The sequence below is a fragment of the Microbacterium pratiae genome (assembly GCF_047302165.1).
Taxonomy (GTDB): Bacteria; Actinomycetota; Actinomycetes; order Actinomycetales; family Microbacteriaceae; genus Microbacterium.
The window spans coordinates 1,074,626-1,097,784 of sequence record NZ_CP154843.1 but is presented as its reverse complement, the minus strand read 5'-3'; the positions used below and the strand labels follow the sequence as shown (position 1 = coordinate 1,097,784).

21 protein-coding genes are annotated in these 23,159 nt (G+C 71.0%); 14 read left to right on the top strand and 7 right to left on the bottom strand.

Annotated elements, in window-relative coordinates; all coding sequences use genetic code 11:
• Positions 1-92 precede the first annotated feature (92 nt).
• The 5 genes from AA0Y20_RS05150 (at position 93) to AA0Y20_RS05130 (ending at position 5,842) form a co-directional block, all read left to right on the top strand.
• The gene (locus AA0Y20_RS05150) at positions 93-1,952 is read left to right on the top strand and encodes a beta-glucoside-specific PTS transporter subunit IIABC (protein WP_412937863.1); all 1,860 of its coding nucleotides are present in this window, start codon (positions 93-95) and stop codon (positions 1,950-1,952) included.
• A gap of 130 nt (positions 1,953-2,082) precedes the next feature.
• Positions 2,083-3,498 (top strand): glycoside hydrolase family 1 protein, encoded by a 1,416-nt coding sequence (locus AA0Y20_RS05145; RefSeq protein ID WP_412937861.1) that lies wholly within the window; start codon positions 2,083-2,085, stop codon positions 3,496-3,498.
• 84 nt (positions 3,499-3,582) lie between these two features.
• Positions 3,583-4,458 carry a Cof-type HAD-IIB family hydrolase gene (locus tag AA0Y20_RS05140; RefSeq protein ID WP_412937860.1) on the top strand — a complete coding sequence of 292 codons (876 nt, stop codon included), beginning with the start codon at positions 3,583-3,585 and terminating at the stop codon, positions 4,456-4,458.
• Between the two features lie 23 nt (positions 4,459-4,481).
• Positions 4,482-5,351 (top strand): Cof-type HAD-IIB family hydrolase, encoded by an 870-nt coding sequence (locus AA0Y20_RS05135; protein WP_412937859.1) that lies wholly within the window; start codon positions 4,482-4,484, stop codon positions 5,349-5,351.
• Positions 5,351-5,842: a GNAT family N-acetyltransferase gene (locus tag AA0Y20_RS05130; protein WP_412937858.1), complete on the top strand. Its 492-nt coding sequence runs from the start codon at positions 5,351-5,353 to the stop codon at positions 5,840-5,842. The genes AA0Y20_RS05135 and AA0Y20_RS05130 overlap by 1 nt, the downstream gene beginning before the upstream one ends.
• A 14-nt stretch (positions 5,843-5,856) precedes the next feature.
• On the opposite strand, the gene AA0Y20_RS05125 is transcribed toward AA0Y20_RS05130, so the two are convergent.
• Positions 5,857-6,546: a GntR family transcriptional regulator gene (locus AA0Y20_RS05125; protein ID WP_412937856.1), complete on the bottom strand. Its 690-nt coding sequence runs from the start codon at positions 6,544-6,546 to the stop codon at positions 5,857-5,859.
• Between the two features lie 188 nt (positions 6,547-6,734).
• On the opposite strand from AA0Y20_RS05125, the gene AA0Y20_RS05120 reads away from it, so the two are divergent.
• The 6 genes from AA0Y20_RS05120 to AA0Y20_RS05095 are packed head-to-tail and all read left to right on the top strand — an operon-like array spanning position 6,735 to position 13,920.
• Entirely contained in the window at positions 6,735-7,652 is a 918-nt protein-coding gene (locus tag AA0Y20_RS05120; RefSeq protein WP_412937855.1) for an ABC transporter permease, read from the top strand.
• Positions 7,649-8,548, top strand: coding sequence for an ABC transporter permease (locus AA0Y20_RS05115; protein WP_412937853.1), 900 nt, complete (start codon positions 7,649-7,651; stop codon positions 8,546-8,548). Before AA0Y20_RS05120 ends, AA0Y20_RS05115 begins: the two co-directional genes overlap by 4 nt.
• Entirely contained in the window at positions 8,545-10,164 is a 1,620-nt protein-coding gene (locus AA0Y20_RS05110; protein ID WP_412937851.1) for a dipeptide ABC transporter ATP-binding protein, read from the top strand. The genes AA0Y20_RS05115 and AA0Y20_RS05110 overlap by 4 nt, the downstream gene beginning before the upstream one ends.
• The gene (locus AA0Y20_RS05105; protein ID WP_412937849.1) at positions 10,161-11,711 is read left to right on the top strand and encodes an ABC transporter substrate-binding protein; all 1,551 of its coding nucleotides are present in this window, start codon (positions 10,161-10,163) and stop codon (positions 11,709-11,711) included. The genes AA0Y20_RS05110 and AA0Y20_RS05105 overlap by 4 nt, the downstream gene beginning before the upstream one ends.
• Positions 11,708-12,928, top strand: a complete 1,221-nt coding sequence (locus AA0Y20_RS05100; protein ID WP_412937847.1) for an amidohydrolase family protein — start codon at positions 11,708-11,710, stop codon at positions 12,926-12,928. Before AA0Y20_RS05105 ends, AA0Y20_RS05100 begins: the two co-directional genes overlap by 4 nt.
• Positions 12,925-13,920 (top strand): ornithine cyclodeaminase family protein, encoded by a 996-nt coding sequence (locus AA0Y20_RS05095; RefSeq protein WP_412937845.1) that lies wholly within the window; start codon positions 12,925-12,927, stop codon positions 13,918-13,920. Before AA0Y20_RS05100 ends, AA0Y20_RS05095 begins: the two co-directional genes overlap by 4 nt.
• 43 nt (positions 13,921-13,963) lie before the next feature.
• On the opposite strand, the gene AA0Y20_RS05090 is transcribed toward AA0Y20_RS05095, so the two are convergent.
• From AA0Y20_RS05090 to AA0Y20_RS05080, 3 genes are read right to left on the bottom strand one after another with little or no spacing between them, the layout of a single operon-like run.
• A complete protein-coding gene (locus AA0Y20_RS05090; RefSeq protein ID WP_412937843.1) occupies positions 13,964-14,806 on the bottom strand; it encodes an SDR family oxidoreductase in 843 nt (280 codons plus the stop codon).
• The gene (locus AA0Y20_RS05085; RefSeq protein ID WP_412937841.1) at positions 14,803-15,627 is read right to left on the bottom strand and encodes an enoyl-CoA hydratase/isomerase family protein; all 825 of its coding nucleotides are present in this window, start codon (positions 15,625-15,627) and stop codon (positions 14,803-14,805) included. Before AA0Y20_RS05085 ends, AA0Y20_RS05090 begins: the two co-directional genes overlap by 4 nt.
• Entirely contained in the window at positions 15,624-16,385 is a 762-nt protein-coding gene (locus tag AA0Y20_RS05080) for an SDR family NAD(P)-dependent oxidoreductase (RefSeq protein ID WP_412937840.1), read from the bottom strand. Before AA0Y20_RS05080 ends, AA0Y20_RS05085 begins: the two co-directional genes overlap by 4 nt.
• A 194-nt stretch (positions 16,386-16,579) precedes the next feature.
• On the opposite strand from AA0Y20_RS05080, the gene AA0Y20_RS05075 reads away from it, so the two are divergent.
• Positions 16,580-17,323 (top strand): phosphotransferase, encoded by a 744-nt coding sequence (locus AA0Y20_RS05075; RefSeq protein ID WP_412937839.1) that lies wholly within the window; start codon positions 16,580-16,582, stop codon positions 17,321-17,323.
• The gene (locus tag AA0Y20_RS05070; RefSeq protein WP_412937838.1) at positions 17,308-17,841 is read left to right on the top strand and encodes a GNAT family N-acetyltransferase; all 534 of its coding nucleotides are present in this window, start codon (positions 17,308-17,310) and stop codon (positions 17,839-17,841) included. Before AA0Y20_RS05075 ends, AA0Y20_RS05070 begins: the two co-directional genes overlap by 16 nt.
• Positions 17,842-17,914: 73 nt before the next feature.
• On the opposite strand, the gene glpK is transcribed toward AA0Y20_RS05070, so the two are convergent.
• The 3 genes from glpK to AA0Y20_RS05055 form a co-directional block, all read right to left on the bottom strand.
• Positions 17,915-19,429: a glycerol kinase GlpK gene (gene glpK, locus AA0Y20_RS05065; protein WP_112616195.1), complete on the bottom strand. Its 1,515-nt coding sequence runs from the start codon at positions 19,427-19,429 to the stop codon at positions 17,915-17,917.
• Between the two features lie 47 nt (positions 19,430-19,476).
• Positions 19,477-20,229, bottom strand: coding sequence for an MIP/aquaporin family protein (locus AA0Y20_RS05060; RefSeq protein WP_274178264.1), 753 nt, complete (start codon positions 20,227-20,229; stop codon positions 19,477-19,479).
• Between the two features lie 100 nt (positions 20,230-20,329).
• Positions 20,330-22,048: a glycerol-3-phosphate dehydrogenase/oxidase gene (locus AA0Y20_RS05055; protein ID WP_412937835.1), complete on the bottom strand. Its 1,719-nt coding sequence runs from the start codon at positions 22,046-22,048 to the stop codon at positions 20,330-20,332.
• Positions 22,049-22,169: 121 nt separating this feature from the next.
• Here AA0Y20_RS05055 and AA0Y20_RS05050 point away from each other — a divergent pair, with 121 nt between their 5' ends.
• Positions 22,170-23,150, top strand: coding sequence for a sugar-binding transcriptional regulator (locus AA0Y20_RS05050; protein WP_412937834.1), 981 nt, complete (start codon positions 22,170-22,172; stop codon positions 23,148-23,150).
• Positions 23,151-23,159 lie beyond the last annotated feature (9 nt).

Sequence of the window (23,159 nt, the reverse complement as noted above, 5' to 3'; positions counted from 1 at the left end):
CGAGTTCAGGTTTTTTTGTTGCCCGGAAACAGGATGCGGGGGCCTCCTCCACCCGAGTGCCGCGATGCTGCGGCAGAAAGCGAGCAGTCCCGATGGATTACTCGAAGACCGCGGCCGGCGTCCTGGAGGGCGTCGGCGGCGAGGAGAACGTGAACTCCCTCGTCCACTGCGCGACGCGTCTGCGTTTCGTGCTGAAGGACGAGTCGAAGGCGAACACCGCCGCCGTCAAGGCCGTGCCCGGTGTCGTCACCGTCGCCCAGGCCGGCGGTCAGTACCAGGTCGTCATCGGCAACGACGTCCCCGACGTGTTCGCCGAGATCGGCAAGATCTCGAAGTTCGGCGCCGGCGCCGACGCCGCGGCATCCGAGGGCCCGAAGGGCAATCTCTTCAACCGCTTCATCTCGATGATCTCGGCGATCTTCACGCCGTTGCTGTGGGCCCTGGCGGGCACCGGTCTGCTCAAGGCGTTCCTCGCAGCCGCGGTCACCTTCGGGTGGATCGGCACCGACAACTCGACCTACGCGGTGCTGAACGCCCTGTCTGACGGTCTCATCAACTTCCTGCCGATGGCGCTCGCCTTCACCGCGGCGCGCTACTTCAAGGCGAACGAGTTCACCGCCTTCGCGATCGCCGCGGCGCTCCTCTATCCGACCATCACCCCGCTCGTCGGGGTCGAGGGCCTGACCTTCTTCGGCATCCCCTTCACGATGGTCACCTACGTCTCGAGCGTCATCCCGATCATCGTGATCGTCTGGCTGCAGAGCCACGCCGAGAAGTTCCTCTACGCGAAGCTCCCGGGCGCGGTGCGCCGCTTCGTCACCCCGATGATCGTCGTCCTGATCGCCGTCCCGATCGTCTTCGTCGTCATCGGTCCGATCTCCGCGATCCTCAGCGGCGCGCTCGGCAACGGCATCGGCTGGGTCTTCGAGAACGCGCCGTGGGCCGGCGGCGCCATCATGGGCGGTTTCTGGCAGGTCTTCGTCATCTTCGGTCTGCACTGGGGTCTCGTGCCGCTGTTCACGCTGGAGTACCAGACCACCGGTCAGATCCTGCTCATCGGCCCCGTGTTCGCAGCCGTCCTCGCGCAGGCCGCTGCCGTCGCCGGTGTCTGGGTGCGCGCACGCAACAAGAACCTCAAGTCGCTCGCAGCCCCCGCGACGCTCTCGGGCTTCCTCGCCGGCATCACCGAGCCCGCCATCTACGGCATCAACCTGCCGCTCAAGCGCCCGTTCGCCTTCGGCATCGTGGGCGGTGTCGTCGGTGGCGCGATCATCGCGATGGGCGGCGTCTTCTCGACCGCGTTCGTCGTTCCGTCGGGCCTCGCGCTTCCGGCGCTGTTCGGCAACGGCAACATGGTCATGCTCATCATCGGCCTGGCCGCCGCGATCGTCATCCCGTTCCTGCTCACCGCCATCATCGGATTCACGGAGCCCGAGGAGGATGCCGCGCCGGCAGCCGCCCCCGCGGCATCCGGCAACGACGTCGTCGTGCTGAGCCCCGTCGACGGCACCGTCGTGCCGCTGAGCGAGACCCCCGACGCCGCTTTCGCCGAGGGCAGCCTCGGCGACGGTGTCGCGATCAAGCCGCGTTCCGGCGCGGTCTACGCCCCGTTCGACGCGACCGTCGCGGCCGCGTTCCCCACCGGTCACGCGATCGGCCTGCGCCACGCGGACGGCGCCGAGCTGCTCATCCACATCGGCATCGACACGGTCAAGCTCGCCGGCGCGCACTTCGACGTCAAGGTCACCACCGGCCAGGAGGTCAAGGCCGGCGATCTGCTCGTCGAGTTCGACGGCGACGCGATCGAGCGTGCCGGCTACGACCTCACCACGCCGGTCATCGTCACCAACGGCGAGCTGTACCCGGCCCTGACCGGCCAGGCCGCCGGCCCGATCGCGCACGGCGAGCCGCTGTTCACGGCGGTCTCGGTCGAGTCCGCGCTCGCGAGCTGACCGCCCCACCCCGAACGGAGGGGGTGCGGACCCGACCGCGCCCCCTCCCCCACCCGTCCCGCCACCCGCGGGACCAGCGATACACCGTCCCGTCACCATCGGGACGAGCGACACGAAACGAGAGAGAGCCATGAGCACCACCACCTTCCCCGACGGATTCCTCTGGGGCGGCGCGACCGCCGCCAACCAGCTCGAGGGCGCCTACGACGAAGGCGGCAAGGGGCTCTCGGTGCAGGACGTCATGCCCCGCGGCATCGTCGGCGCCCGCACCGACGAGCCGACCCCCGACAACCTCAAGCTCGTGGGCATCGACTTCTACCACCGCTACGCCGAGGACATCGCCCTCTTCGCCAAGATGGGCTTCAAGACGTTCCGCTTCTCGATCGCCTGGAGCCGCATCTTCCCGAAGGGCGACGAGACCGAGCCGAACGAGGAAGGCCTCGCCTTCTACGACCGCGTGCTCGACGAGCTCGAGAAGCACGGCATCGAGCCGCTCGTCACGATCTCGCACTACGAGACGCCGCTCCACCTCGCCGAGACCTACGACGGATGGACCGACCGCCGTCTCATCGGCTTCTACGAGAACTACGCGCGCACGCTCTTCGAGCGCTATGGCGCACGGGTGAAGTACTGGCTGACCTTCAACGAGATCAACTCGCTGCTGCACGCCCCCTTCATGTCGGGCGGCATCAACACCCCGAAGGACGAGCTGACCGAGCAGCAGCTGTACCAGGCGATGCACCACGAGCTCGTGGCATCCTCCCGCGCGACGCGCATCGCTCGTGAGGTCGCCCCGAGCGCCCAGATCGGCTGCATGGTGCTCTCGATGCCCGTGTACCCGCTCTCGCCCTCGCCCGCCGACGCGCTCGAGGTCATGTCGTTCGATCACTCGAACCTCGTCTACGGCGACGTCCACACACGCGGCGCCTACCCCGGGTACTTCCTGCGCACGCTCGCCGAGAAGGGCATCGAGCTCGACATCACCGATGAGGATCGCGACGACCTCACGAACACCGTCGACTTCGTGTCGTTCAGCTACTACATGTCGGTCGCCGCGACCGCCGACCCGGCGAAGAAGGTCACCGGCGAGGGCAACATCATGGGCGGGGTTCCGAACCCGACCCTCGAGGCGAGCGAGTGGGGCTGGCAGATCGATCCCGTCGGCCTGCGCCTCGTGCTCAACCAGTTCTGGGACCGCTGGCAGAAGCCGCTGTTCATCGTCGAGAACGGCCTCGGCGCGAAGGACCAGCTCGTCGAGGTCGACGGCGTCAAGACGGTCGTCGACGACTACCGCATCGCCTATCTCAACGACCACCTCGTGCAGGTCGGCGAGGCGATCGCCGACGGCGTCGAGGTGCTCGGCTACACCTCATGGGGCTGCATCGACCTCGTCAGCGCCTCGACCGCGCAGCTGAGCAAGCGATACGGCTTCATCTACGTCGACCGCAACGACGACGGCTCGGGCACGCTCGAGCGCTACGAGAAGAAGTCGTTCGGCTGGTACGCCGAGGTCATCCGCACGAACGGCGCCTCCCTCACCCGCTGAGACGCCGACCCGACCGGGCGCGGTCGCGGGGCCCTCCTTCTGGCCCGCGACCGCGCCCTTTCTCCGCATCCGAGAGGGGATCGCATGACCTCGTCCGACTTCCGCCGCCGCGCCGTCTTCCTCGACGTCGACGGCACCCTGCTGCAGGACGGCACCCATCTTCCCGACTCCGCCGTCACCGCCGTCCGCCGTGCCCGCGAGAACGGGCACCTCGTCCTGCTGAGCACCGGACGCGGCATGGCCGAGCTGCGCGGCCGCATCCTCGACATCGGGTTCGACGGCGCCGTCACCAACGGCGGCGCGTTCGCGGCGGTCGGCGACGAGCTGATCGTGTCGCGGCTCATGACCGCCGACGAGGTCGCGCGGCTCAGTGCGGCGTTCGAGGCCCGCGGCATCCATTGGTATTACCAGTCGTTCGACCGCATGTTCGCGAGCCCGGGCCTGCCGGCCCTGCTCGCGGACCGGCTCGAGCGCGACCGCGCCCGCCACGCCGACGAGGCGCGGGCCGCCGGGGTCGATCCCGACGCGCTCGAGTTCTTCAGCGTCGGGATGAAGACCTTCGACGACGAGGTCCATTTCTCCGACGCCGAGGTCGCCAAGGCCGTCATCCTCGGACAGGATGCGGATGCCGTCGCCGACCTGCTCGAGCAGCTCGCCCCCGACTTCGCCGTCGTCTCGGGCACCATCCCGCTCCCCGAGGGCAGCTCGGGCGAAGTGGCGCCGCGCGGGGTGAACAAGGGCGCCGCGATCCTCGAGGTGCTCGCCCACCTGGGGATCGACCCGGCCGACGCGATCGGCGTCGGCGACAACGGGAACGACGCCGAGATGTTCGAGGTCTGCGGCACCGCGATCGCGATGGGCAATGCCGCGCCCGAGGTCCAGGCCCTCGCCGACGAGGTCACCACCGCGATCGACGACCACGGCATCCACAACGCCTTCGCCCGGCACGGCCTGCTGTGAGCGCCTCGCATTACGCTGGAGGGGTGACGTCGGAATCTCGCATCATCTTCCTGGACGTCGACGGCACCATCCTCGCGCACGGCGAGACGATCGCCCCCTCGACGGTCGCAGCGGTTCGCGCCGCCCGCGAACGCGGGCATCTCGTCTACCTCTGCACGGGACGCGCCGCCGGCGACATCAACCCTCGCGTCCTCGACATCGGCTTCGACGGCGCGATCTCCAACGGCGGCGCCCTCGCGGTCTCCGGCGACGAGACGGTGCTGGCGGAGCTGATGCCCCGCGCCGCCGTCGAGCGGGTCATGGCCTACTTCGACGAGCAGGGCACGCGGTACTTCATCCAGTCGCACGACGGGGTGTACGCGAGCGAGGGCGTCCGGTCGTTCATCGCCGACTTCATCAGCGAGCGTCGCCGCCGCCACGCCGACGACCTCTCCACCGTCGCCCTCGCCGAGGATGTCGTGGCGGCGCCGCGCTTCGCTCCGGTCGAGGAGGCCGATCTCGATCACATCGCGAAGGCGGTCTTCGTCAGCGCCGATCCCGACGCCGTCGAGAAGACCCAGCAGGCGCTCGGCGACGAGTTCCACGTCATCCCGGGCAGCATGCCCCTTCCGGCGGGATCGAACGGCGAGGTCGGCATGCGCGGCACCAACAAGGGCACCGGCATCGAGGCGATGCTGACGCACCTCGGCCGCGATGCGGCGGATGCCGTCGGCATCGGCGACAGCTGGAACGACGTCGAGATGTTCGAGGTCTGCGGCACCGCGATCGCGATGGCCGAGGCCGACCCGAAGCTGCAGCGGATCGCCGGTGAGGTCACCACCGGTGTGCTCGACGACGGCATCTGGAACGCTTTCGTCCGCCACGGCATCATCGACCCCGAGACGGCCGCCTGATGTCGGCCGACGCTGACGGCGCCGACGACCGCGACATCCGACCCATCGAGCCGACCGACGCGGGCGAGGTGCTGACCCTCCAGCGCGCCGCGTTCGTGTCGGAGGCGCTCATCTACGACGCCGCCGACATGCCGCCGCTCACGCAGACCCTCGACGAGCTGCGTGCGGAGCTGCAGGAGAACCTCGGCTGCGTCGCGATCGACGACGGCCGCATCGTCGGAGCCGCTCGCGCGCGCCTCGACGGTGAACTGCTGCTGATCGGCCGCATCGCGATCGCCCCCGACCAGCAGGGATCCGGCCTCGGCACGGCGCTCCTCGCCGCGGTCGAGGAGCGGGGCCGCGAAGCCGGGGCACGGCAGGCCGAACTGTTCACCGGCTCGCTCAGCGAAGCGAACCTGCGCCTGTACGAACGTGAGGGGTACGTCGAGTCCGAGCGGATCCCCCAGGGCGACGGCACCTTCCAGATCTTCCTGCGCAAGCCGCTCGCCTGACCGCGGATCCGCGGTCAGCGCGTCGCAGCACGGCGCCGGCGGCGTCGCACCGGTTCGGCCGGAAGCCGCTCCGCCAGGCGGGGCATCGACTCGACTCGCCCCCGCTCGACGTGGGCGGCAGCGAGCGCGAACGCGAGGTCCGCGTGCCCGCCCAGGATGGCCTCGACGATCTCGTCGTGCTCGTCCCACCGGCGCTCCGTGTCCCGCTCCGGCGTGAGTCGGAACAGCCACCGCGTGCGGCCCGTCAGCTGTCCGCTCATCCGCAGCAGCAGCCGGTGTCCGGCGAGCGCGAAGATCTCCTCGTGCAGATCGGAGTTGCGGGTCGACGCCGGTGCGTCCTCGTCGTGCGCGACATGAGCGACCTCGAGCGCAGCGACCAGATGGGTCGTGTCGGCGCCGGCGGCGGCGCTCCGAGCGGCGAGCGAAGCCGCGAAGGGCTCGAGCTGCATCCGCATGTCGAAGAGCTCGACCGCGTCGTCGAGAGTGAACGTGTGCACGATCGCGGCTCGGCGATGGGAGGACGACACGAACCCCTCGGACTCGAGCAGTTGGAGCGCTTCACGCACGGGCACCCGCGACACCCCGAGCTGCAGGGCGACATCGCGCTCACCGAGCTTGTCGCCCATCGCGATGTCACCCGTGATGATCCGCTCGCGGAGGGCGTGCGCGATGCGCCGTCCGGCAGCATCCGTCTCGTCGTCCACCCGACCATCCTGACAGGTCGGACGGGCGGAGCGAGAATCCCCGTTTGGTATTCCGAATAACGTCTTGAAGTCGATTTCACGGCCCCAAACGGCCATTCGGTACGCCAAAGTGACGCAAGCGTAAGAGTTGTGTTGCGTGTTCGTTACGCGGGCCGATCCGCGAGCCGACGTGCCATAGCGTCCTGCTCGTGCTCCCCTTCCTCCTCCGCCGCCTCGGCCTCGCCGTCGCCACGATCTTCCTGGTGGTGACCGTGGGCTTCGTCCTCGGTCGTCTGACCGGGGCGCCCGGGGCGCTGCTCCTGCCCGACAACGCCTCAGCGGCCGACGTCGACGCACTCAACGCCGGCCTCGGTTTCGACCGGCCGGTGATCGTGCAGTACCTCGACTACCTCGGCGGCCTCTTCGTGGGCGACTTCGGCGACTCGTACCGTCGCCACGAATCCGCCCTGGGCCTCGTCCTCGAGCGCGTCCCCGCGACCATCGAGCTCGCGTTCTGGGCGTTCATCGCCGGTTTCGCCCTCGCGCTCGTCGCGGCGCTCGCCATCCAGCTGACCGGCAGCCGCCTGTTGCGCGCGGTCGTCGGGTGGAGTGGCGCGGTGCGCCAGTCGGTGCCCGACTTCTTCTTCGCGCTGCTCCTCGTCCTGGTCTTCTCGGTGCTGCTCGGGCTCCTCCCCTCGCTGGGCCGGACGAGCCCGGCCAGCCTGGTGCTTCCCGTCATCACCCTCGCGACCGGCCAGTTCGTGATGTACCTGCGCCTCCTCGACGCCGCGCTCAGCGAGCAGGCCGAGCAGGACTACGTGCGCACCGCGTTCGCCCAGGGACACAGCCGGGTCAGCATCCTGCTCACGCAGATGCTGCCGAACGCCCTGGCGCCCGTCCTCGGGATGGCGGGCCTGAACCTCGGCGGGCTTCTCGGCGGCACGGTCGTCGTCGAGGTCGTGTTCGCCTGGCCCGGCCTCGGCAGCCTCCTGACCGACGCGGTCAGCCAGCGAGACTTCCCGATCGTGCAGGCCGGCCTGCTCTTCGTGGCCCTGATGTTCGTGCTCGTGAACACCATGGTCGACATCCTCGTCTCCCGCATCGACACCCGGACGGCTCACTCATGACACTCACGCCCGTCGCTCCCGCGCCCGTCGCAGCGTCACCCGCGGCCGGTCTCCGCGCGCCGCGCCTGCGGCTGCGTCCCTCCGCCGTGGTCGGGTTCGTCATGATCGGGCTCGTCGTCGCCCTCTCGGCGCTGCGCCCGATCCTGCCCGGCTTCGATCCGATGGGGCAGGACCTCTCCCGCGCACTGCTGCCGCCGTTCACCGACCCGGCGCATCCGCTCGGCACCGACCCGCTCGGCCGCGACCTGTTCAGCCGGGTGGCGCTCGCGTCGTCGGTGACGCTCGGCATCACGCTCGCCATCGTCGCCCTCAACGCGCTCATCGGGACGACGGCCGGAATCGTGTCCGGCTACTTCGGGGGCAAGATCGAGGCCGGGCTCTCCGTCCTGTCGAACACCGTCCTGGCGATGCCCGTGGTCCTGTTGCTCATCGCCATCTGCGCCGTCGTCTCGCCGAGCGCCGGCCTGACGATCCTCGTCGTCGGCTGCACCTGGTGGGTCGGGTACGCCCGTGTGACGCGCAACATCACGGCGGCGCTGCGGCGCCAGGACTTCGTGGTCGCGCCGCTCACGCAGGGCGCCGACACGTTCTGGACCATCACCCGCCACGTCGTGCCCAACGTCTGGCCCCACACCCTCATCATCGCGGCGACCGACATCGCCACCATCGTCCTCATCGAGGCTTCCCTCGAGTACCTCGGCCTGGGCGTGCAGCCGCCCACGCCGAGCTGGGGCGCGATGATCTTCGACGGCCAGAAGTACCTCTCGACCGATCCGTGGCTGGTCATCCTGCCCGGCCTCGTCATGTTCCTCGCGGTCGCGGGGGCCCAGTTCGTCAGTCAGCAGTTCACCGCGGAGGCGCGCGGCGCCCTGCTGCGCAAGGGAGGCCGGCGATGACCGCATCGGTTCTGACCGTCGAGGACCTGTCGCTCGAGGCCGTCACCCCCAGCGGCCCGCGACCGCTCGTGACCGGCGTCTCGCTCGACATCGCACGGGGCCGCGCGCTCGGGATCGTGGGCGAGTCCGGGTCGGGCAAGAGCCTCACGATGCTCGCGACCATGGGGCTGCTGCCCGAGGGCGTGCGGGTGACGAGCGGGCGCATCATCCTCGACGGGCGCGACGTCACGGCGCTCGGCGACCGCGAGCTGCGGTCGAGCCGCGGGCGCGTCGCGGCCATGATCTTCCAGGACCCGATGTCGTCGCTCAACCCGCTGCGCGCGGTCGGCGCCCAGGTCGCGAGCGCTGTCCGCGTCCACGCGCCGAGCCTCGGGCGCACCGCCGCCCGGCGCCGCGCGGTCGAGCTGCTCGAGTCGGTCGGCGTCCGGAACGCGGCCGAGCGCGCCGCGGCCCGGCCCCACCAGTGGTCGGGCGGGATGCGGCAGCGCGCGATGATCGCGATGGCGATCGCCCACGACCCGCTGCTGCTCATCGCCGACGAGCCGACGACGGCCCTCGACGTGACCGTGCAGGCCCAGGTCATGGCCCTCCTCGACGAGGTGCGGGAGCGGACCGGATCCGCGCTCGCGCTCATCACGCACGACCTCGGGCTCGTGGGCGAGCACACCGACGACATCGCCGTCATGCGCTCCGGCACCGTCGTCGAACGGGGCACGACCTCGGATGTGCTCGCCGCTCCGCGCGAGGACTACACGCGGATGCTGCTCGCGGCGGTCCCCTCGGCGCACGAGCCGCCCGCGCGCGCGGCGGCCGCAGCAACCGCAGCGGCCGACCATGCCGCGGAGATCGCGCTGGAGGTCACCGACCTCGTCGTCGAGTACCCCGGTCGACGCGGGCGCACCGTGCGCGCCGTCGACGGCGTCTCGCTGCAGATCCGGGCGGGCGAGACCCTCGCCGTGGTCGGCGAGTCCGGATGCGGCAAGTCGTCGCTGCTGCGCGCGATCCTCGGCCTGACCCCCGCCACCGCGGGCAGCATCGCGATCGCCGGCACGAACGCCGCCCCCGCCATCGCCGGACGCTCCGCGGCCGAACGCGCCCGCACGCAGATCGTCTTCCAGGACCCGTCGTCGGCCCTCGACCCACGGGTGAGCGTCGCCGGATCCGTCGCCGAGCCGCTGCGCGTGCGGCACTCCTACAGCCCCGCCCGCGTCCGCGAGCTCCTCGCGGGTGTCGGCCTCGACCCGTCCTTCGACGATCGCCTGCCTCGCCGGCTCTCCGGCGGGCAGCGGCAGCGCGTCGGGATCGCCCGCGCGCTCGCGCTCGACCCGGCGCTCGTGCTGCTCGACGAGCCCGTCTCCGCACTCGACGTCTCGATCCAGGCCCAGGTGCTCGACCTCCTGCGCGACCTGCAGCGCGACCGCGGGCTCGCATACCTCTTCGTCTCGCACGACCTCGGCGTCGTCCGCGGCATCGCCGATCGGGTCGTCGTGATGGAGAGCGGTCGCATCGTCGAGCACGGCCTCACCGAAGACGTCTTCACCGACCCGCAGCATCCCTATACCCGCACCCTCCTCGACGCCATCCCGCACCTGACCCCTCGAAAGGCCCTCTCATGACCCGACACACCTCCCGGCGCGCTCTCGCCGGCGGATCTCTCCTCGCCCTCGGCGCGCTCGTGCTCGCCGGCTGCGCCGGGGGGTTCGATTCGCCGTCCGGCGGCTCCGCCTCCGGCTCCGGTTCGGCACAGACCTCGATCACCGCCGCCCTGCCGACCGATCCGACCTCGATGGACCCCATCCGCTCGGGCGCGCTCGTGGTGCTGTCGGTGTTCTTCCACACGCACGACCAGCTCGTGAAGATCACCGCCGACGGCGAGATGGTCCCCAAGCTCGCGACCGAGTGGACGTCCAACGCCGACCTGACCGAGTGGGAGTTCACCCTCCAGCCCGACGTCACGGCGAGCAACGGCGAGGAGATCACAGCCGACGACGTCGTGTTCTCGTACGAGACGATCCTCGGCGACCCGACGGGTGAGAACTACGCCTACCTCTCGTCGGTCGACCGCGTCGAGAAGGTCGACGACCTGACGGTGCGCTTCGTCCTGAAGCAGCCGTTCTCGGCGTTCCCCCGCAACACCTCGCTCATCTCCATCGTGCCGGCCGACACCTACCAGGAGATGGGTGCCGACGCCTACGCCCGTGAGCCGATCGGCTCGGGCCCCTACGTCTTCGACCGCATCACCGCGGGGGTCTCGTACGACCTCGTGCGCAACGACGACTACTGGGGCGAGGCGCCCGCCATCGAGACCATCTCGCTGCAGCCGGTCTCGTCGGCGGAGTCGCGGGCGAGCGGCGTCCTCTCGGGCGACCTCGACGTGGCGCAGATCGGCCCGACCCAGGTGTCTAGCATCGAGTCGGCCGGCAACGCGCAGGTGTTCTCGGCGCTGTCGAACGGCGTGGTCTTCCTCGGCGCGAACTCGACCGCCGGCCCCCTGCAGGACGTCCGCGTGCGCGAGGCCATCGGTCACGCGATCGACACGGAGGCGATCGTCGACTCGCTGCTGGCCGGACTCGCCGAACCGGCGAAGGCGATGCTCGCCCCCGCCGTCGAGGGCTACTCCGACGACGTCGAGGCGATCGGCTACGACCCCGAGGCGGCGCGCGCGCTGCTCGCCGAGGCCGGATACGACGGCACGCCCATCCCCTTCGACTACGCCACCGACGGCCGCATCCCGCTCTCGAGCGAGGTCGCCCAGAGCATCCAGGGCTACCTCGAGACGGTCGGCATCGCCGTCGACATGCGCGGCGCCGATCAGCAGAGCCACACGCTGAAGGTCCGCGGCAAGGAGATGCAGGGCATCTACCTGAACACGTGGGCGCCCTCGACCCTCGACGGCGACCTGCCGCTGACCGACTTCTACGAGCCGGCCGGCAACAACAACTACGCGCTCGACCCGACCACGACCGAGCTCGCCGAGCGGCAGCGCGGCGTCGAGGGCGCGGAGCGCGAGGACGTCTTCGCCGAGCTCCTCGGCTACAGCAACGAGCAGGTCTACTTCGTCCCGCTCTACGTGCCCGCCAACAACTTCGCCGCCGGATCGTCGCTGCAGTGGACGCCCCGCGCCGACGGCCTCTACGACTTCACCGAGACGAGCTTCGAATGACCCGCACCATCCTCAGCCGCGTCCGCCCCTGGGGCGGTGCGACCACCGACGTGATCGTGGACGGCGGTGTCATCACCGGCACCGCCGCCCCCGGCACGGTGGACACCACCGCCGCAGACGTCGTGGACGGACGCGACCGCATCCTGATCCCCTCGTTCGCCGACGTCCACGTCCACCTGGACTCGACCCGCGTCGGCCTGCCCTTCCGCCCCCACACGGGATCACCCGGGGTGTGGAACATGATGCTCAACGACCGTCGCAACTGGCGCGAGGCCGAGGCGTCGATCGAGGCACGCGTCGCGACGACGCTCGAGCGGGCGATCGCGCGCGGCACGACCGCCGTCCGCACCTACGCCCAGGTCGACGTCGACGCCCGGCACGAACGTCTCGACGCGGTCGTGGCGGCCCGGGAGGCCAACGCCGGGCGCTGCGACGTCGAGATCATCGCGTTCCCGCAGGCGGGCCTGCTGCGCGAGAAGGGGTCCGCCGACGTCCTGGACGAGGCGATGGCCCGCGGTGCCGACGTCGCCGGCGGGATCGACCCGTGCGCGCTCGACCGCGACCCCGTGCGCCACCTCGACATCGTCTTCGGCATCGCCGAGAAGCACGGCGCCCCCATCGACATCCACCTGCACGAACCCGACCAGCTGGCGAAGTTCTCGACCGAGCTGATCATCGAGCGGACGCGCGCCACCGGGATGCAGGGCCGGGTCACCATCTCGCACGGGTACGGCCTCGGCCGCCTGCCCGAGGCGCAGCTGCGGCCGCTCCTCGACGAGATGCGCGAGCTCGACATCTCGATGGCGACGATCGCGCCGCCGACGCCGCTCCCGACGCTGATGCTCGCCGAGTACGGCGTCCGGCTCGGCCTCGGCCAGGACGGCCAACGCGACTACTGGTCGCCGTACGGCAACACCGACATGCTCGACCGCACCTGGCAGCTCGCCTTCACCAACGGCTTCCGCCGCGACGAGGACATCGAGCACTGCGTCGCGATCGCGACGGCGGGCGGGCGATCCGTCATGGGACGCGCGGCGGCTCTGGACGGTGCCGCCGACCGCCCGGGGCTCGCCGTCGGAGACCCGGCCGACCTCGTGCTCGTGTCGGGCGACACCGTCACCGCGGCGGTCATGGACCGGTCCCCCGACCGGACCGTGCTCTACCGCGGCGTCGTCGTCGCCGACGGGCTCGAGCTCACCGGCGGGGTGGCCGCGTGACGCTGCTGCTCGGCGCCTCCGAGCTGGAGTCCCTCGTCGACCGCGAAGCCGTCCTCGACGCCGTCTCACGCGCTTTCGCGGAGATCGCCGACGGCGGCGCGCACCAGCCCGGCCCCACCTCGATGGCGACGCCGGGCGACACCGGCCGGTTCATCCTCATGGCGGCGGTCTCGGACGCGGCGGGCCTGGCCGGGGTCAAACTCCTCGCCGACGTCCCCGACAACGCCGCGCGCGACCTGCCGACGCAGCGATCGATGATCCTCGTCGTCGATCGCACCGACGGCGCGCCCGTGGCCCTGCTGCACGGTCGCGTCCCGACGCGCGTGCGCACGGCGGCGGCGAGCGCCGTCGCCACCCGCGCGCTCGCCCGCGACGACAGCCGGTCGCTCGGCCTGCTCGGGGCCGGAGCGCTGGCACGCGAGCACGTGCGGGCGCTGCGGAACGTGCGCCCGTTCGAACGCCTCACCGTCTGGTCGCGCTCGGCCGACACCGTGGCGCGTTTCACGGCCGAACTCGAACGCGCGGGCGACTGGGACGGCGAGATCGTCGCCGCGTCGTCGCCCCGCGACGCCGTCGACGCCTCCGACGTCGTCTGCACGCTCACCCCCTCGGTCGAGCCGATCCTCGAGGGCGCATGGCTTCGCGCAGGTCAGCACCTCAACGTCGTCGGAGCGCGCCCGCGTCCCGACGAGCGCGAGGTCGACGGTGCCGCGCTCGCCCGCGCCTCCGTGTGGGTCGACGACCGCGCGACGGCGGAGACGAAATCGGGCGACCTCCTCCTCGCCGTGTCCGACGGCGCCGTCACCCTGGACGACGTCGTGGGCACTCTCGGCGAAGTGCTCACGGGTCGGGTCCGCGGCCGGTCGCGCGCCGACGAGATCACCCTGTTCGACTCGGTCGGCATCGGCGCGCAGGATGTCGCGGTCGCCGCCGTCCTGCTCGACGCGGCGCAGGAGCGCGGCATCGGGATGCGCGTCGACCTCAACGCCTGAGCGGGGCCGGCCGGACCCTGGAGCGGGGCCGGCCGGTTCCGCCTCAGTCGAGGAAGACGTCGGGGAACAGCGCCTCGTCCGGGGTGCCCGGCACGGCGGCGTAGCCCGAGAAGTCGGTCACGCCCGACGCCTCGAGCACGTCCTCGACGATGAGCGTCTGCCCGCTGTACCCGCGCGCCGGTTGTACCAGCACCTCGTAGGCGGCATCCGCGTAGATCTCCGGGGTACGGCTCGCCGCCATCATCCGGTCACCGCCGAGGGAGTACTGCACCGCCGCCGTCGCGATCGTGGTGCGCGGCCACAGCGTGTTCGCGGCGATCCCCTCGCCGGCGAACTCGGCGGCGATCCCGAGGGTCGCCATCGTCATGCCGTACTTCGCGAGCGTGTACCCGGTGTGGGCACCGAGCCACTTCGGCGAGAGGTTGAGCGGCGGTGACAGCGAGAGGATGTGCGGGTTCTCGGCCTCGCGCAGGATCGGAAGCGCAGCCCGCGAAAGCAGGAAGGTTCCGCGCACGTTCACGGCCTGCATCAGATCGAAGCGCTTCGCCGACAGCTCGAGCGTGCCCGACAGGTCGATCGCCGAGGCGTTGTTCACGACGATGTCGATACCGCCGAACTCGCCCTGCGTCTTCAGCACGGCCTCGGTGATGGAGTCCTCGTCGCGGACATCGCCGACGATCGGCAGGGCGCGTCCGCCCGCCGCGATGATCTCCGCGGCGGCGGTGTGGACGGTGCCCTCGAGCTTCGGGTGCGGCTGATCCGTCTTCGCGAGCAGGGCGATGTTCGCGCCGTCGCGCGCGGCACGGAGCGCGATCGCCAGGCCGATGCCGCGGCTCCCGCCCGACATCAGCAGGGTCTTGCCGGCGAGGGGCTTCGCGTCGGTCATGAGGTCTCCTCGGTTCGGGTGCGGCGGGCGGATGCGGCGGCGAACGCGTCGATGCGGACACGCGCCTCGTCGGTGTCGAAACGCGACCCGATGGTCCGCGCCTCGGCGTCGAGGTTCTCGGCGAAGGTGCGGCCGGCGCCATCGCGGACGAGCCGCTTGGCCTGACCGAAAGCCGTCGTCGCACCCGTGAGCCACGAGTCGGCGAGGGCCCGCGCCCGGGCGGCGGGGTCGTCGACGACCTCGGCGATCAGCCCCCAGTCGAGCGCCGTCGCGGCGTCGAGTGTCGTGTCGTGGAGCAGCAGTTGCAGCGCCCGGCGCTGCCCGATCGCTGCGGGCAGCAGAGTCGAGACGCCGAGGTCGGGGGTGAGGCCGATGTTGGCGTACTTGCTGACGAACACCGCCGTCGGCGACGCGACGATGTAGTCGGCGACGAGCATGATGCCGAGCCCTCCCCCGGCGACCGCGCCCTGCACCGCGGCGACGACCGGCACGGCGGCGCCGGTCAGCGACGTGATGCCGTCGTGGATGATGCGGGCGGTCTCCGTGACCGCCGCGCCGCCCATGCCCGACGTCGACATCGACACGACGTCGCCGCCCGCGCAGAAGGCCCGGCCCGCGGCATCCAGGATCACAGCGCCGATCGACGGATCGGCCGCGACGTCGGCGGTCACCTCCCGCCAACGGGACGCCATCTCGGCGTCGACGGCGTTGAGCGACGCCGGACGGTTCAGTGTGATGCGGGCGAGTCCCCCTTCGCGGCGGAGGAGGACGGTCTCGCTCGTCGGTGTGTCGTGGCTCATCTCGGGGGTGCTCTCGCTCATCGTGGGGCCATCCTGATCGCGCCGTCGAGACGGATCGTCTCGCCGTTGAGGTAGTCGTTGTCGACGATGTGGGCGGCGAGGGCGGCGAACTCCTCCGGCGCGCCCAGCCGCTGCGGGTACGGCACCTGCTCGCCGAGCGAGCGCTGCGCGGCATCCGGCAGCCCCGCCATCATCGGCGTCTGCATGATCCCGGGGGCGATCGTGCAGACGCGGATGCCGTGACGCGCGAGCTCGCGCGCGATCGGCAGGGTCATCGCGTGCACCGCGCCCTTCGACGCCGCGTAGGCGGGCTGACCGATCTGTCCGTCGAACGCCGCGACCGAGGCCGTGTTGACGATGACGCCGCGCGCACCGGTCTCCGTCGGGTCGGTCCGCGCGATCGCCGCCGAGGCCTGGGCCACGACGTTGTAGGTGCCGACGAGGTTGATCCGGACGACGCGCTCGAAGTCGGCGAGCGGCGTCGGCGCACCCGAGCGATCGAGCACCTTCGCGGGTGGCGCGATGCCGGCGCAGGTGACGACGATGCGCAGGGGCGCTGCCCGGCCGGCCGTCTCGACCGCCGCAGCGACCTCGTCCGGGTCGGTGACGTCGGCGGCGGCGAAGGTGCCGTCCAACTGCTCGGCGACATCCCGGCCCGCCGATCCCGGCAGGTCGAGGATCGTGACCCGCGCGCCGTCGGCGGCGAGGCGCCGCGCCGTGGCCGCTCCCAATCCGCTCGCACCGCCCGTGACGAGGGCCGAGACTCCCGCGATCTGCATGTGTTCTCCTTCGAACTCGCCCCTCCACCCTAGAACGCCCGCGCCCCGGGCCGGTGCCCGCGTCCGTGCCGTCAACAGGCTGAGCCACGGTGCCGCCGCCGTCCACCAGCGGGAGATGCCGCCCAACCTGTCGACGGCACAGCTCCCGGGCGCGCCGCGGGACGGCGACGGACGCCGATGGGCAGGATGGTCGCGTGCCCCTTCCGCCGCCCGACTTCGACGCGCCCGTGCGCGCAGACATCTCGGAGCGCCTGGGCCTGCTCACCGCCGGCGCGACGCTCACGCCGCTCTGGCGCAACGCGATCGGCGGCGTGACGTTCGGCACCGACGACGGCCGCGTCGTGAAGGTGGGCCCGCGCAACGCGGAGACGTCGATGAGCGCCGAGTCCGGGCGGCTGCGATGGGCCGCGCCGTACACGCCGGTGCCCGAGGTGCTGGAGGCGGGCGAGGACGGCGACGTCGAGTGGCTCGTCACGCGCACCCTCCCCGGCCTGTCGGCGGTCGATCCCCGGTGGATCGCCGATCCGGCGACCGCGGTGCGCGCGGTCGGCGAAGGGCTCCGTGCTTTCCACGACGCCCTCCCCGTCGCCGACTGCCCCTACGACTGGGGCGTCGCGCAGCGGCTGCGCAACGCGGCGGTCCGGGGCATCGCCGTGCCGGCATCCCTCCACGACGCACCCGAGCCCGACCTCCTCGTCGTCTGTCACGGTGACGCGTGCTGTCCGAACACCCTGGTCGGCGACGACGGACGGTGGCTCGCGCACGTCGACCTGGGCGCGCTGGGTGTCGCCGACCGCTGGGCCGACATCGCGGTGGCCTCGATGAGCACCGAGTGGAACTACGGTCCGGGCTGGGAGGACGAGCTCATCGCCGCCTACGGGATCACCCCCGACTCCGACCGGCTGGCCTACTATCGGTCGCTGTGGAACGAGACCTGACCTGGCGGATCATCGACGTCGCCTATGACGACCCCCGCGCACGAGAGCTGCGACGGCAGCTCGACGACGATCTCGGCGCTCGATACGACGGCTTCCACGGCGACGAGCCCGACGAGCGGCGCCGCGCCCGTGCCCGCGCGCTCGCGACGCACCCCGACGAGATCGTCACGACCCTCATCGCCATGGCGGCGGAAACCGGGGCCGAAGCCGCCGCGGAAGCCACCCCCGCGGGACACGTCATCGTCCGCCGGCTCGGCGATGACCGGGAGATCAAGCGCCTCGTCGTCCTGCCCGGGTTCCGCGGTATCGGCATCGCCCGCGCACTCGTGTCGGCAGCGCTCGATGCCGCCCGCGCGGACGGCGCGGAGCGCGTGATCCTGCAGACCGGGCTCCAGCAGCCGGAGTCGATCGCGCTCTACACGTCGATGGGATTCAGCCGCATCCCGGTCTACGAGCCCTACGTCGAGACGATGCCGCGGTCGGTCTGCTTCGCGCTCGCGCTCCCGCGAACGCTCTGACGAGACGCGGCCCCCGATCCGGAAGGATGCGGGGGCCGCGCCGGGCCTCAGACGCAGGCCTCAGACTCGAGCCTCAGCGGACGTCGTCGTCGACCCAGTCCATCGACTTCGTCACGGCCTTCTTCCACAGCCGCAGCTGACGCTCGCGCTCCTCGACGTCGTCGTTCGGCGTCCAGCGCTTGTCCTCCTGCCAGTTGGCCCGGAGCTCGTCGAGGTCGCTCCAGAACCCGACGGCGAGACCGGCGGCGTAGGCGGCACCGAGGGCGGTGGTCTCGGCGACGACCGGCCGCACGACCGGGACGCCGAGGATGTCGGCCTGGAACTGCATCAGCGTGTCGTTGGCGATCATGCCGCCGTCGACCTTCAGCTCGGCGAGGTCGACGCCCGAGTCGGCGTTGACGGCATCCAGCACTTCGCGCGTCTGGAAGGCCGTCGCCTCGAGCGCGGCGCGCGAGAGGTGGCCGCGGTTGGCGTAGCGCGTGAGGCCGACGATCGCGCCGCGGGCGTCGGGCCGCCAGTACGGCGCGTACAGTCCCGAGAACGCCGGCACGAAGTAGACGCCGCCGTTGTCCTCGACCGACAGCGCGAGCTGCTCGACCTCCGGCGCCGTCGAGATGATCCCGAGCTGATCGCGCAGCCACTGGATGAGCGATCCGGTGACGGCGATCGAGCCCTCGAGCGCGTAGTGGGTGGGACCATCGCCGAGCTTGTACCCGACCGTCGTGAGCAGGCCGTTCTCGGACTTCACGATCTCGGTCCCCGTCTGGAAGATCAGGAAGTTGCCGGTGCCGTAGGTGTTCTTGCTCTCGCCGGCGTCGAAGGCTGCCTGACCGAAGGTCGCCGCCTGCTGGTCGCCCAGGATGCCGGCGACCGGCGTCTCACGCAGCAGCGAGGTGTCTCGCGCCTCGCCGTAGACCTCGCTGGAGGAGCGGATCTCGGGCATCATCGAGCGCGGCACACCGAAGTCGGCGAGGATGTCGTCACGCCATTCGAGGGTCTCGAGGTCCATGAAGAGCGTGCGCGACGCGTTCGTGACGTCGGTGGCGTGGATGCCGCCCGTCGGGCCGCCGGTGAGGTTCCACAGCACCCAGGTGTCGGTCGTGCCGAAGATGAGGTCGCCGGCCTCGGCCTTCTCGCGCGCGCCCTCGACGTTCTCGAGGATCCAGACGATCTTCGTGCCCGAGAAGTAGGTCGCGAGCGGCAGGCCGACGATGTCCTTGTACCGCTCGACCCCTTCGTCGCCGGCCAGGCGATTGACGATGGACTGCGTGCGGGTGTCCTGCCACACGATCGCGTTGTACACGGGGATGCCGGTGTTCTTGTCCCACACGACGGCGGTCTCGCGCTGGTTGGTGATGCCGATCGCGGCAATGTCGTGGCGGGTCAGGTTGGCCCGGCCGAGCGCGATGCCGATGACTTCGCGCATGTTGTCGCGGATCTCGATCGGGTCGTGCTCGACCCAGCCGGCCCGCGGCATGATCTGCTCGTGCTCCTTCTGCCCGACGGAGATGATCGAGCCCTTCTTGTCGAAGATGATCGCGCGGCTCGAGGTCGTGCCCTGGTCGAGGGCGATGATGTAGTCGGTCATGATGTGACGTCCTTGTCTGTCAGCGTTGGCGGTTCGGGGTGGACGGATCAGGCGAAGCCGAGCAGTGCGCCGGCAGCGAGTGCCGCGAGCGTACCGCCGATGAGGGGTCCGACGACGGGCACCCACGCGTACGACCAGTCGCTCGAGCCCTTGCCCTTGATGGGGAGCACGGCGTGCGCGATGCGGGGTCCGAGGTCGCGGGCGGGGTTGATCGCGTAGCCGGTGGGGCCGCCGAGCGAAGCGCCGATGCCGACCACGAGGAGGGCCACCGGCACGGCGGTCAGGGGTCCGAGCGAGCCCGGGGTGCCGATCTCGATGTCGCCGTAGTCGGCGAAGCCGAAGATGACGAACACGAGCACGAAGGTCGCGATGATCTCGGTGACGAGGTTCCAGCCGTAGGCGCGGATGCCGGGGCCGGTCGAGAACACGCCGAGCTTGTTGGCCGGGTCGGGCTCGGCGTCGAAGTGGTCGTGGTAGGCCAGCCAGCACAGCACGGCGCCCAGGAACGCGCCGACGAACTGGGCGGCGATGGCGACGAGGAACTGGACGAACTCGATCTTCCCGCCCACGAGGAGCCCGATCGACACGGCGGGGTTGAGCTGAGCGCCCGAGTACGACGACACGAGCACACCCGCGAACACCGCCAGACCCCAGCCCCAGTTGATCATCAATGTCCCGCCGCCGAGGCCCTTCGACTTGGCGAGGATGACGTTGGCGACCACGCCACCGCCGAGCAGGAGCAGCATCGCCGTTCCCACGAGCTCTGACACGAAGTAGAGCCCGAGATTGATGTCGTGCATGTCAGCGTCGACCTTTCTGCAGAATCATCGCGGGCGACGTCGCCGCGCGAGAGGGTGGCCCGAGGGTGATCCGGCGTCGGGCCTCGCCGGGTCGATCGGCTCAGGCGTCGAGCGGCGCCAGGTGCGACGTGCGCACGTCGATGCGGTGAGCGTCCTCGAGCGCCTGCGCGGCCTCATCGGCCTGGCTGCGCACGGTCTCGGCGTCCCAGCCGAGGACGGGCGCGGCCGCTTCGGCGACCTCCGCGAGCGTCTCCATCGAGACGCCCCCGACGAAGGCGATCGAGGTGCGGCGCAGCAGCAGATCCATGAGCGTGACGACCTCTTCGCGCTCGGCGAGGAACGCGATCTCCTCGACCGAGTAGCCCGGGGCGTGGGCGAGCTCCTGCTGCGCGACGGGGAGAGCGGCCAGCACCTCCTGCGCGTAGGTGCCGTAGCGCTCCAGCATCCGATCGGCGAACTCCGCGGAGTGCGCGCCGCGGTGGGCCTCGATCCAGCGCCGACGCTGGGCGACGCTGCGGGGGTACCCGGCACCGCCCCCGATCGCGAGGTCGGTTGTGGCGACCCGGCGCGGACGCCGCATCAGGCCGAGCACGTCGGTGGCGAGGTGCTCCGCGAGCGCGCGGAACGTCGTCCACTTGCCGCCGACGAGGCTGAGGACGGGGATGTCGCCGAGCCGGTCCTTCTCGATCCGGTAGTCGCGCGAGACGAACCCGGGGGCGAGGTCGTCATGTCGCGGAAGGGGTCGGATGCCGGAGAACGTGTAGACGATCTGCGACCGGTCGACGGCGATGTCGGGGAAGACCTGCGCGATCAGATCGAAGAAGTAGTCGATCTCGTCGTCGGTGCAGACCGTGGGGCGGCTCGGGTCGGCGTCGATGTCGGTCGTCCCGACCATGACCCGGCCCTTGAGCGGGTAGATGAGGACGATGCGGCCGTCGGCGGCCTCGAAGAAGATCTCGTTGCCGCCGGTGGCCTCGAGCAGCGACGTGTTGTCGAGGACGATGTGCGACCCCTTGGTGCCGCCCATGAAGCGCGTCGGCGAGCCGAGCGCGGTGTTGGTCAGGTCGGTCCAGGGTCCGCTCGTGTTCACGACGACGTCGGCCGTGAACGGGAACTCCTCGCCCGTGACGTCGTCGCGGATGATGACCGACGACCCGTCCGCCCCGACGACGGGGGCGTAGTTGGCCGCCCGCGCCGAATCCTCGCGGACGCCGTCGCGCAGGACGTCGAGAGCGAGGCGCTCGGGGTCGTGCATGGAGGCGTCGTAGTAGGTGGCGGTGTAGCGGAACCGCTCGTCGAGGTCGGGGAACTGCGCCCGCGAGCTGCGACGCCCGCGGAAGCGATGACGCGGCACCGCTCCGCCGTCGCGCGAGAAGGTGTCGTACATGATGAGGCCGACCTTGATCAGCAGGGCGCCGCGCTCGCGCGGCTTGCCGCGGCCGTGCGTGACGAGGAGGCGGAACGGCGCCGCGAGGATGCCGGAGAAGGTGCGGTGGATCGGGATGGTCGTCGGCAGCGGCTTGACGAAGTGGGGAGCGTTGCGCACGAGCCGGTTGCGCTCGGTCACCGACTCCTTTACGAGGCGGAACTCGCCGTTCTCGAGGTAGCGGACCCCGCCGTGGATCATGTGGCTCGAGGCGGAGGAAGCCCCGCTGACGTAGTCGCCGCGCTCGACGAGGGCGACGTCGACCCCCTGCAGGGCGAGGTCGCGGAACGTCGCGATTCCGTTGATGCCACCGCCGATAACGAGCACCTCGGCATGGGGGCGCTCACGCAGGGCTCGGATGTTCGCTCGGGTGGTCGGCGTCGACTCGGTCATCATGCATCCTTTTCCACGGCTGTCCCGATCTACACTGGGGTCCACCGCACGAATGCGCAACGGTTATGCACGAACGTGCACCGACGACGCGGGGATGCACGAACGTGCAGGACGGATGACGATGAGCGCGGACGCCGAGGCCGAGGCACGGACACGCGACGCGCTGCGCGCCGCCCAGCTGTACTACGTGCAGGACCGCACGATGGACCAGATCGCGGCCGAGATGACGCTCTCGCGCTCGTCGGTCTCGCGGCTGCTCGCCCACGCCCGCGAGATCGGGCTCGTCGAGATCACCGTGCACTCCCCCCACGAGGCGAACTCGGTCGTCGCCCGCCGCCTGTCCGAGCGCTTCGGCATCTCCGTTCACGTCGTCAGCACGCCGCCGCGCACGAACGACGCGGAGCGACTCGAGCGCACCGCGCGGACGGCGGCCCACGTCCTGTCGTCGACGCTCGATCCCGACGCCAGCATCGGCATCGCGTGGGGGGCGACGGTGTCGGCGATCGCCCGCCACCTGCCGACGAAACGGCTGCACGACTCGCAGATCGTGCAGATGAACGGCGCCGCGAACGAATCGACCTCCGGCATCTCGTACTCCGGCGCGATCCTCGAACGGTTCGGGCAGGCGTTCGGCACCGACGTGCAGCAGTTCCCCGTCCCGGCCCTGTTCGACGACCCGCTGACGAAGCAGCTGCTCTGGCGCGAGCGGTCGATCCGCCGCGTCCTCGACGCGCAGTCCCGCGTGCAGGTGTTCGTCTTCGGGCTCGGCTCTCCCCACGCCGACGTCCCGTCGCACGTCTACGCCGGTGGGTACCTCACGGGCGAGGATCTGCGCTCGCTGCTGCGCGACGGCGTCGTCGGCGACTGCGCGACGGTGTTCTACCGCATCGACGGCTCCGCGACCGGCATCGAACTCAACGCGCGCTCGAGCGGGCCGTCGCTCGAAGCGATCCGCCGCATCCCGCGTCGCCTGTGCGCGGTGTCGAGCCTGACCAAGCTCGACGCGCTGCGCGGCGCCCTCGCAGCCGGCCTCATCACCGAGCTCGTCGTGGAAGAGGCCCTCGCCCGCCGCTTGGCGGAGACGACGGTCGGAGCCGCCTGATCCTCGAGC

What these genes read in the sequence shown, in the direction of transcription:
- AA0Y20_RS05150 (WP_412937863.1), top strand. Translation starts at nt 93, where the DNA reads ATGGATTACTCGAAGACCGCGGCCGGCGTCCTGGAGGGCGTCGGCGGC.
- AA0Y20_RS05145 (WP_412937861.1), top strand. Translation starts at nt 2,083, where the DNA reads ATGAGCACCACCACCTTCCCCGACGGATTCCTCTGGGGCGGCGCGACC.
- AA0Y20_RS05140 (WP_412937860.1), top strand. Translation starts at nt 3,583, where the DNA reads ATGACCTCGTCCGACTTCCGCCGCCGCGCCGTCTTCCTCGACGTCGAC.
- AA0Y20_RS05130 (WP_412937858.1), top strand. Translation starts at nt 5,351, where the DNA reads ATGTCGGCCGACGCTGACGGCGCCGACGACCGCGACATCCGACCCATC.
- AA0Y20_RS05115 (WP_412937853.1), top strand. Translation starts at nt 7,649, where the DNA reads ATGACACTCACGCCCGTCGCTCCCGCGCCCGTCGCAGCGTCACCCGCG.
- AA0Y20_RS05110 (WP_412937851.1), top strand. Translation starts at nt 8,545, where the DNA reads ATGACCGCATCGGTTCTGACCGTCGAGGACCTGTCGCTCGAGGCCGTC.
- AA0Y20_RS05105 (WP_412937849.1), top strand. Translation starts at nt 10,161, where the DNA reads ATGACCCGACACACCTCCCGGCGCGCTCTCGCCGGCGGATCTCTCCTC.
- AA0Y20_RS05100 (WP_412937847.1), top strand. Translation starts at nt 11,708, where the DNA reads ATGACCCGCACCATCCTCAGCCGCGTCCGCCCCTGGGGCGGTGCGACC.
- AA0Y20_RS05090 (WP_412937843.1), bottom strand. Translation starts at nt 14,806, where the DNA reads ATGACCGACGCGAAGCCCCTCGCCGGCAAGACCCTGCTGATGTCGGGC.
- AA0Y20_RS05085 (WP_412937841.1), bottom strand. Translation starts at nt 15,627, where the DNA reads ATGAGCGAGAGCACCCCCGAGATGAGCCACGACACACCGACGAGCGAG.
- AA0Y20_RS05080 (WP_412937840.1), bottom strand. Translation starts at nt 16,385, where the DNA reads ATGCAGATCGCGGGAGTCTCGGCCCTCGTCACGGGCGGTGCGAGCGGA.
- glpK (WP_112616195.1), bottom strand. Translation starts at nt 19,429, where the DNA reads ATGACCGACTACATCATCGCCCTCGACCAGGGCACGACCTCGAGCCGC.
- AA0Y20_RS05060 (WP_274178264.1), bottom strand. Translation starts at nt 20,229, where the DNA reads ATGCACGACATCAATCTCGGGCTCTACTTCGTGTCAGAGCTCGTGGGA.
- AA0Y20_RS05055 (WP_412937835.1), bottom strand. Translation starts at nt 22,048, where the DNA reads ATGACCGAGTCGACGCCGACCACCCGAGCGAACATCCGAGCCCTGCGT.
- AA0Y20_RS05050 (WP_412937834.1), top strand. Translation starts at nt 22,170, where the DNA reads ATGAGCGCGGACGCCGAGGCCGAGGCACGGACACGCGACGCGCTGCGC.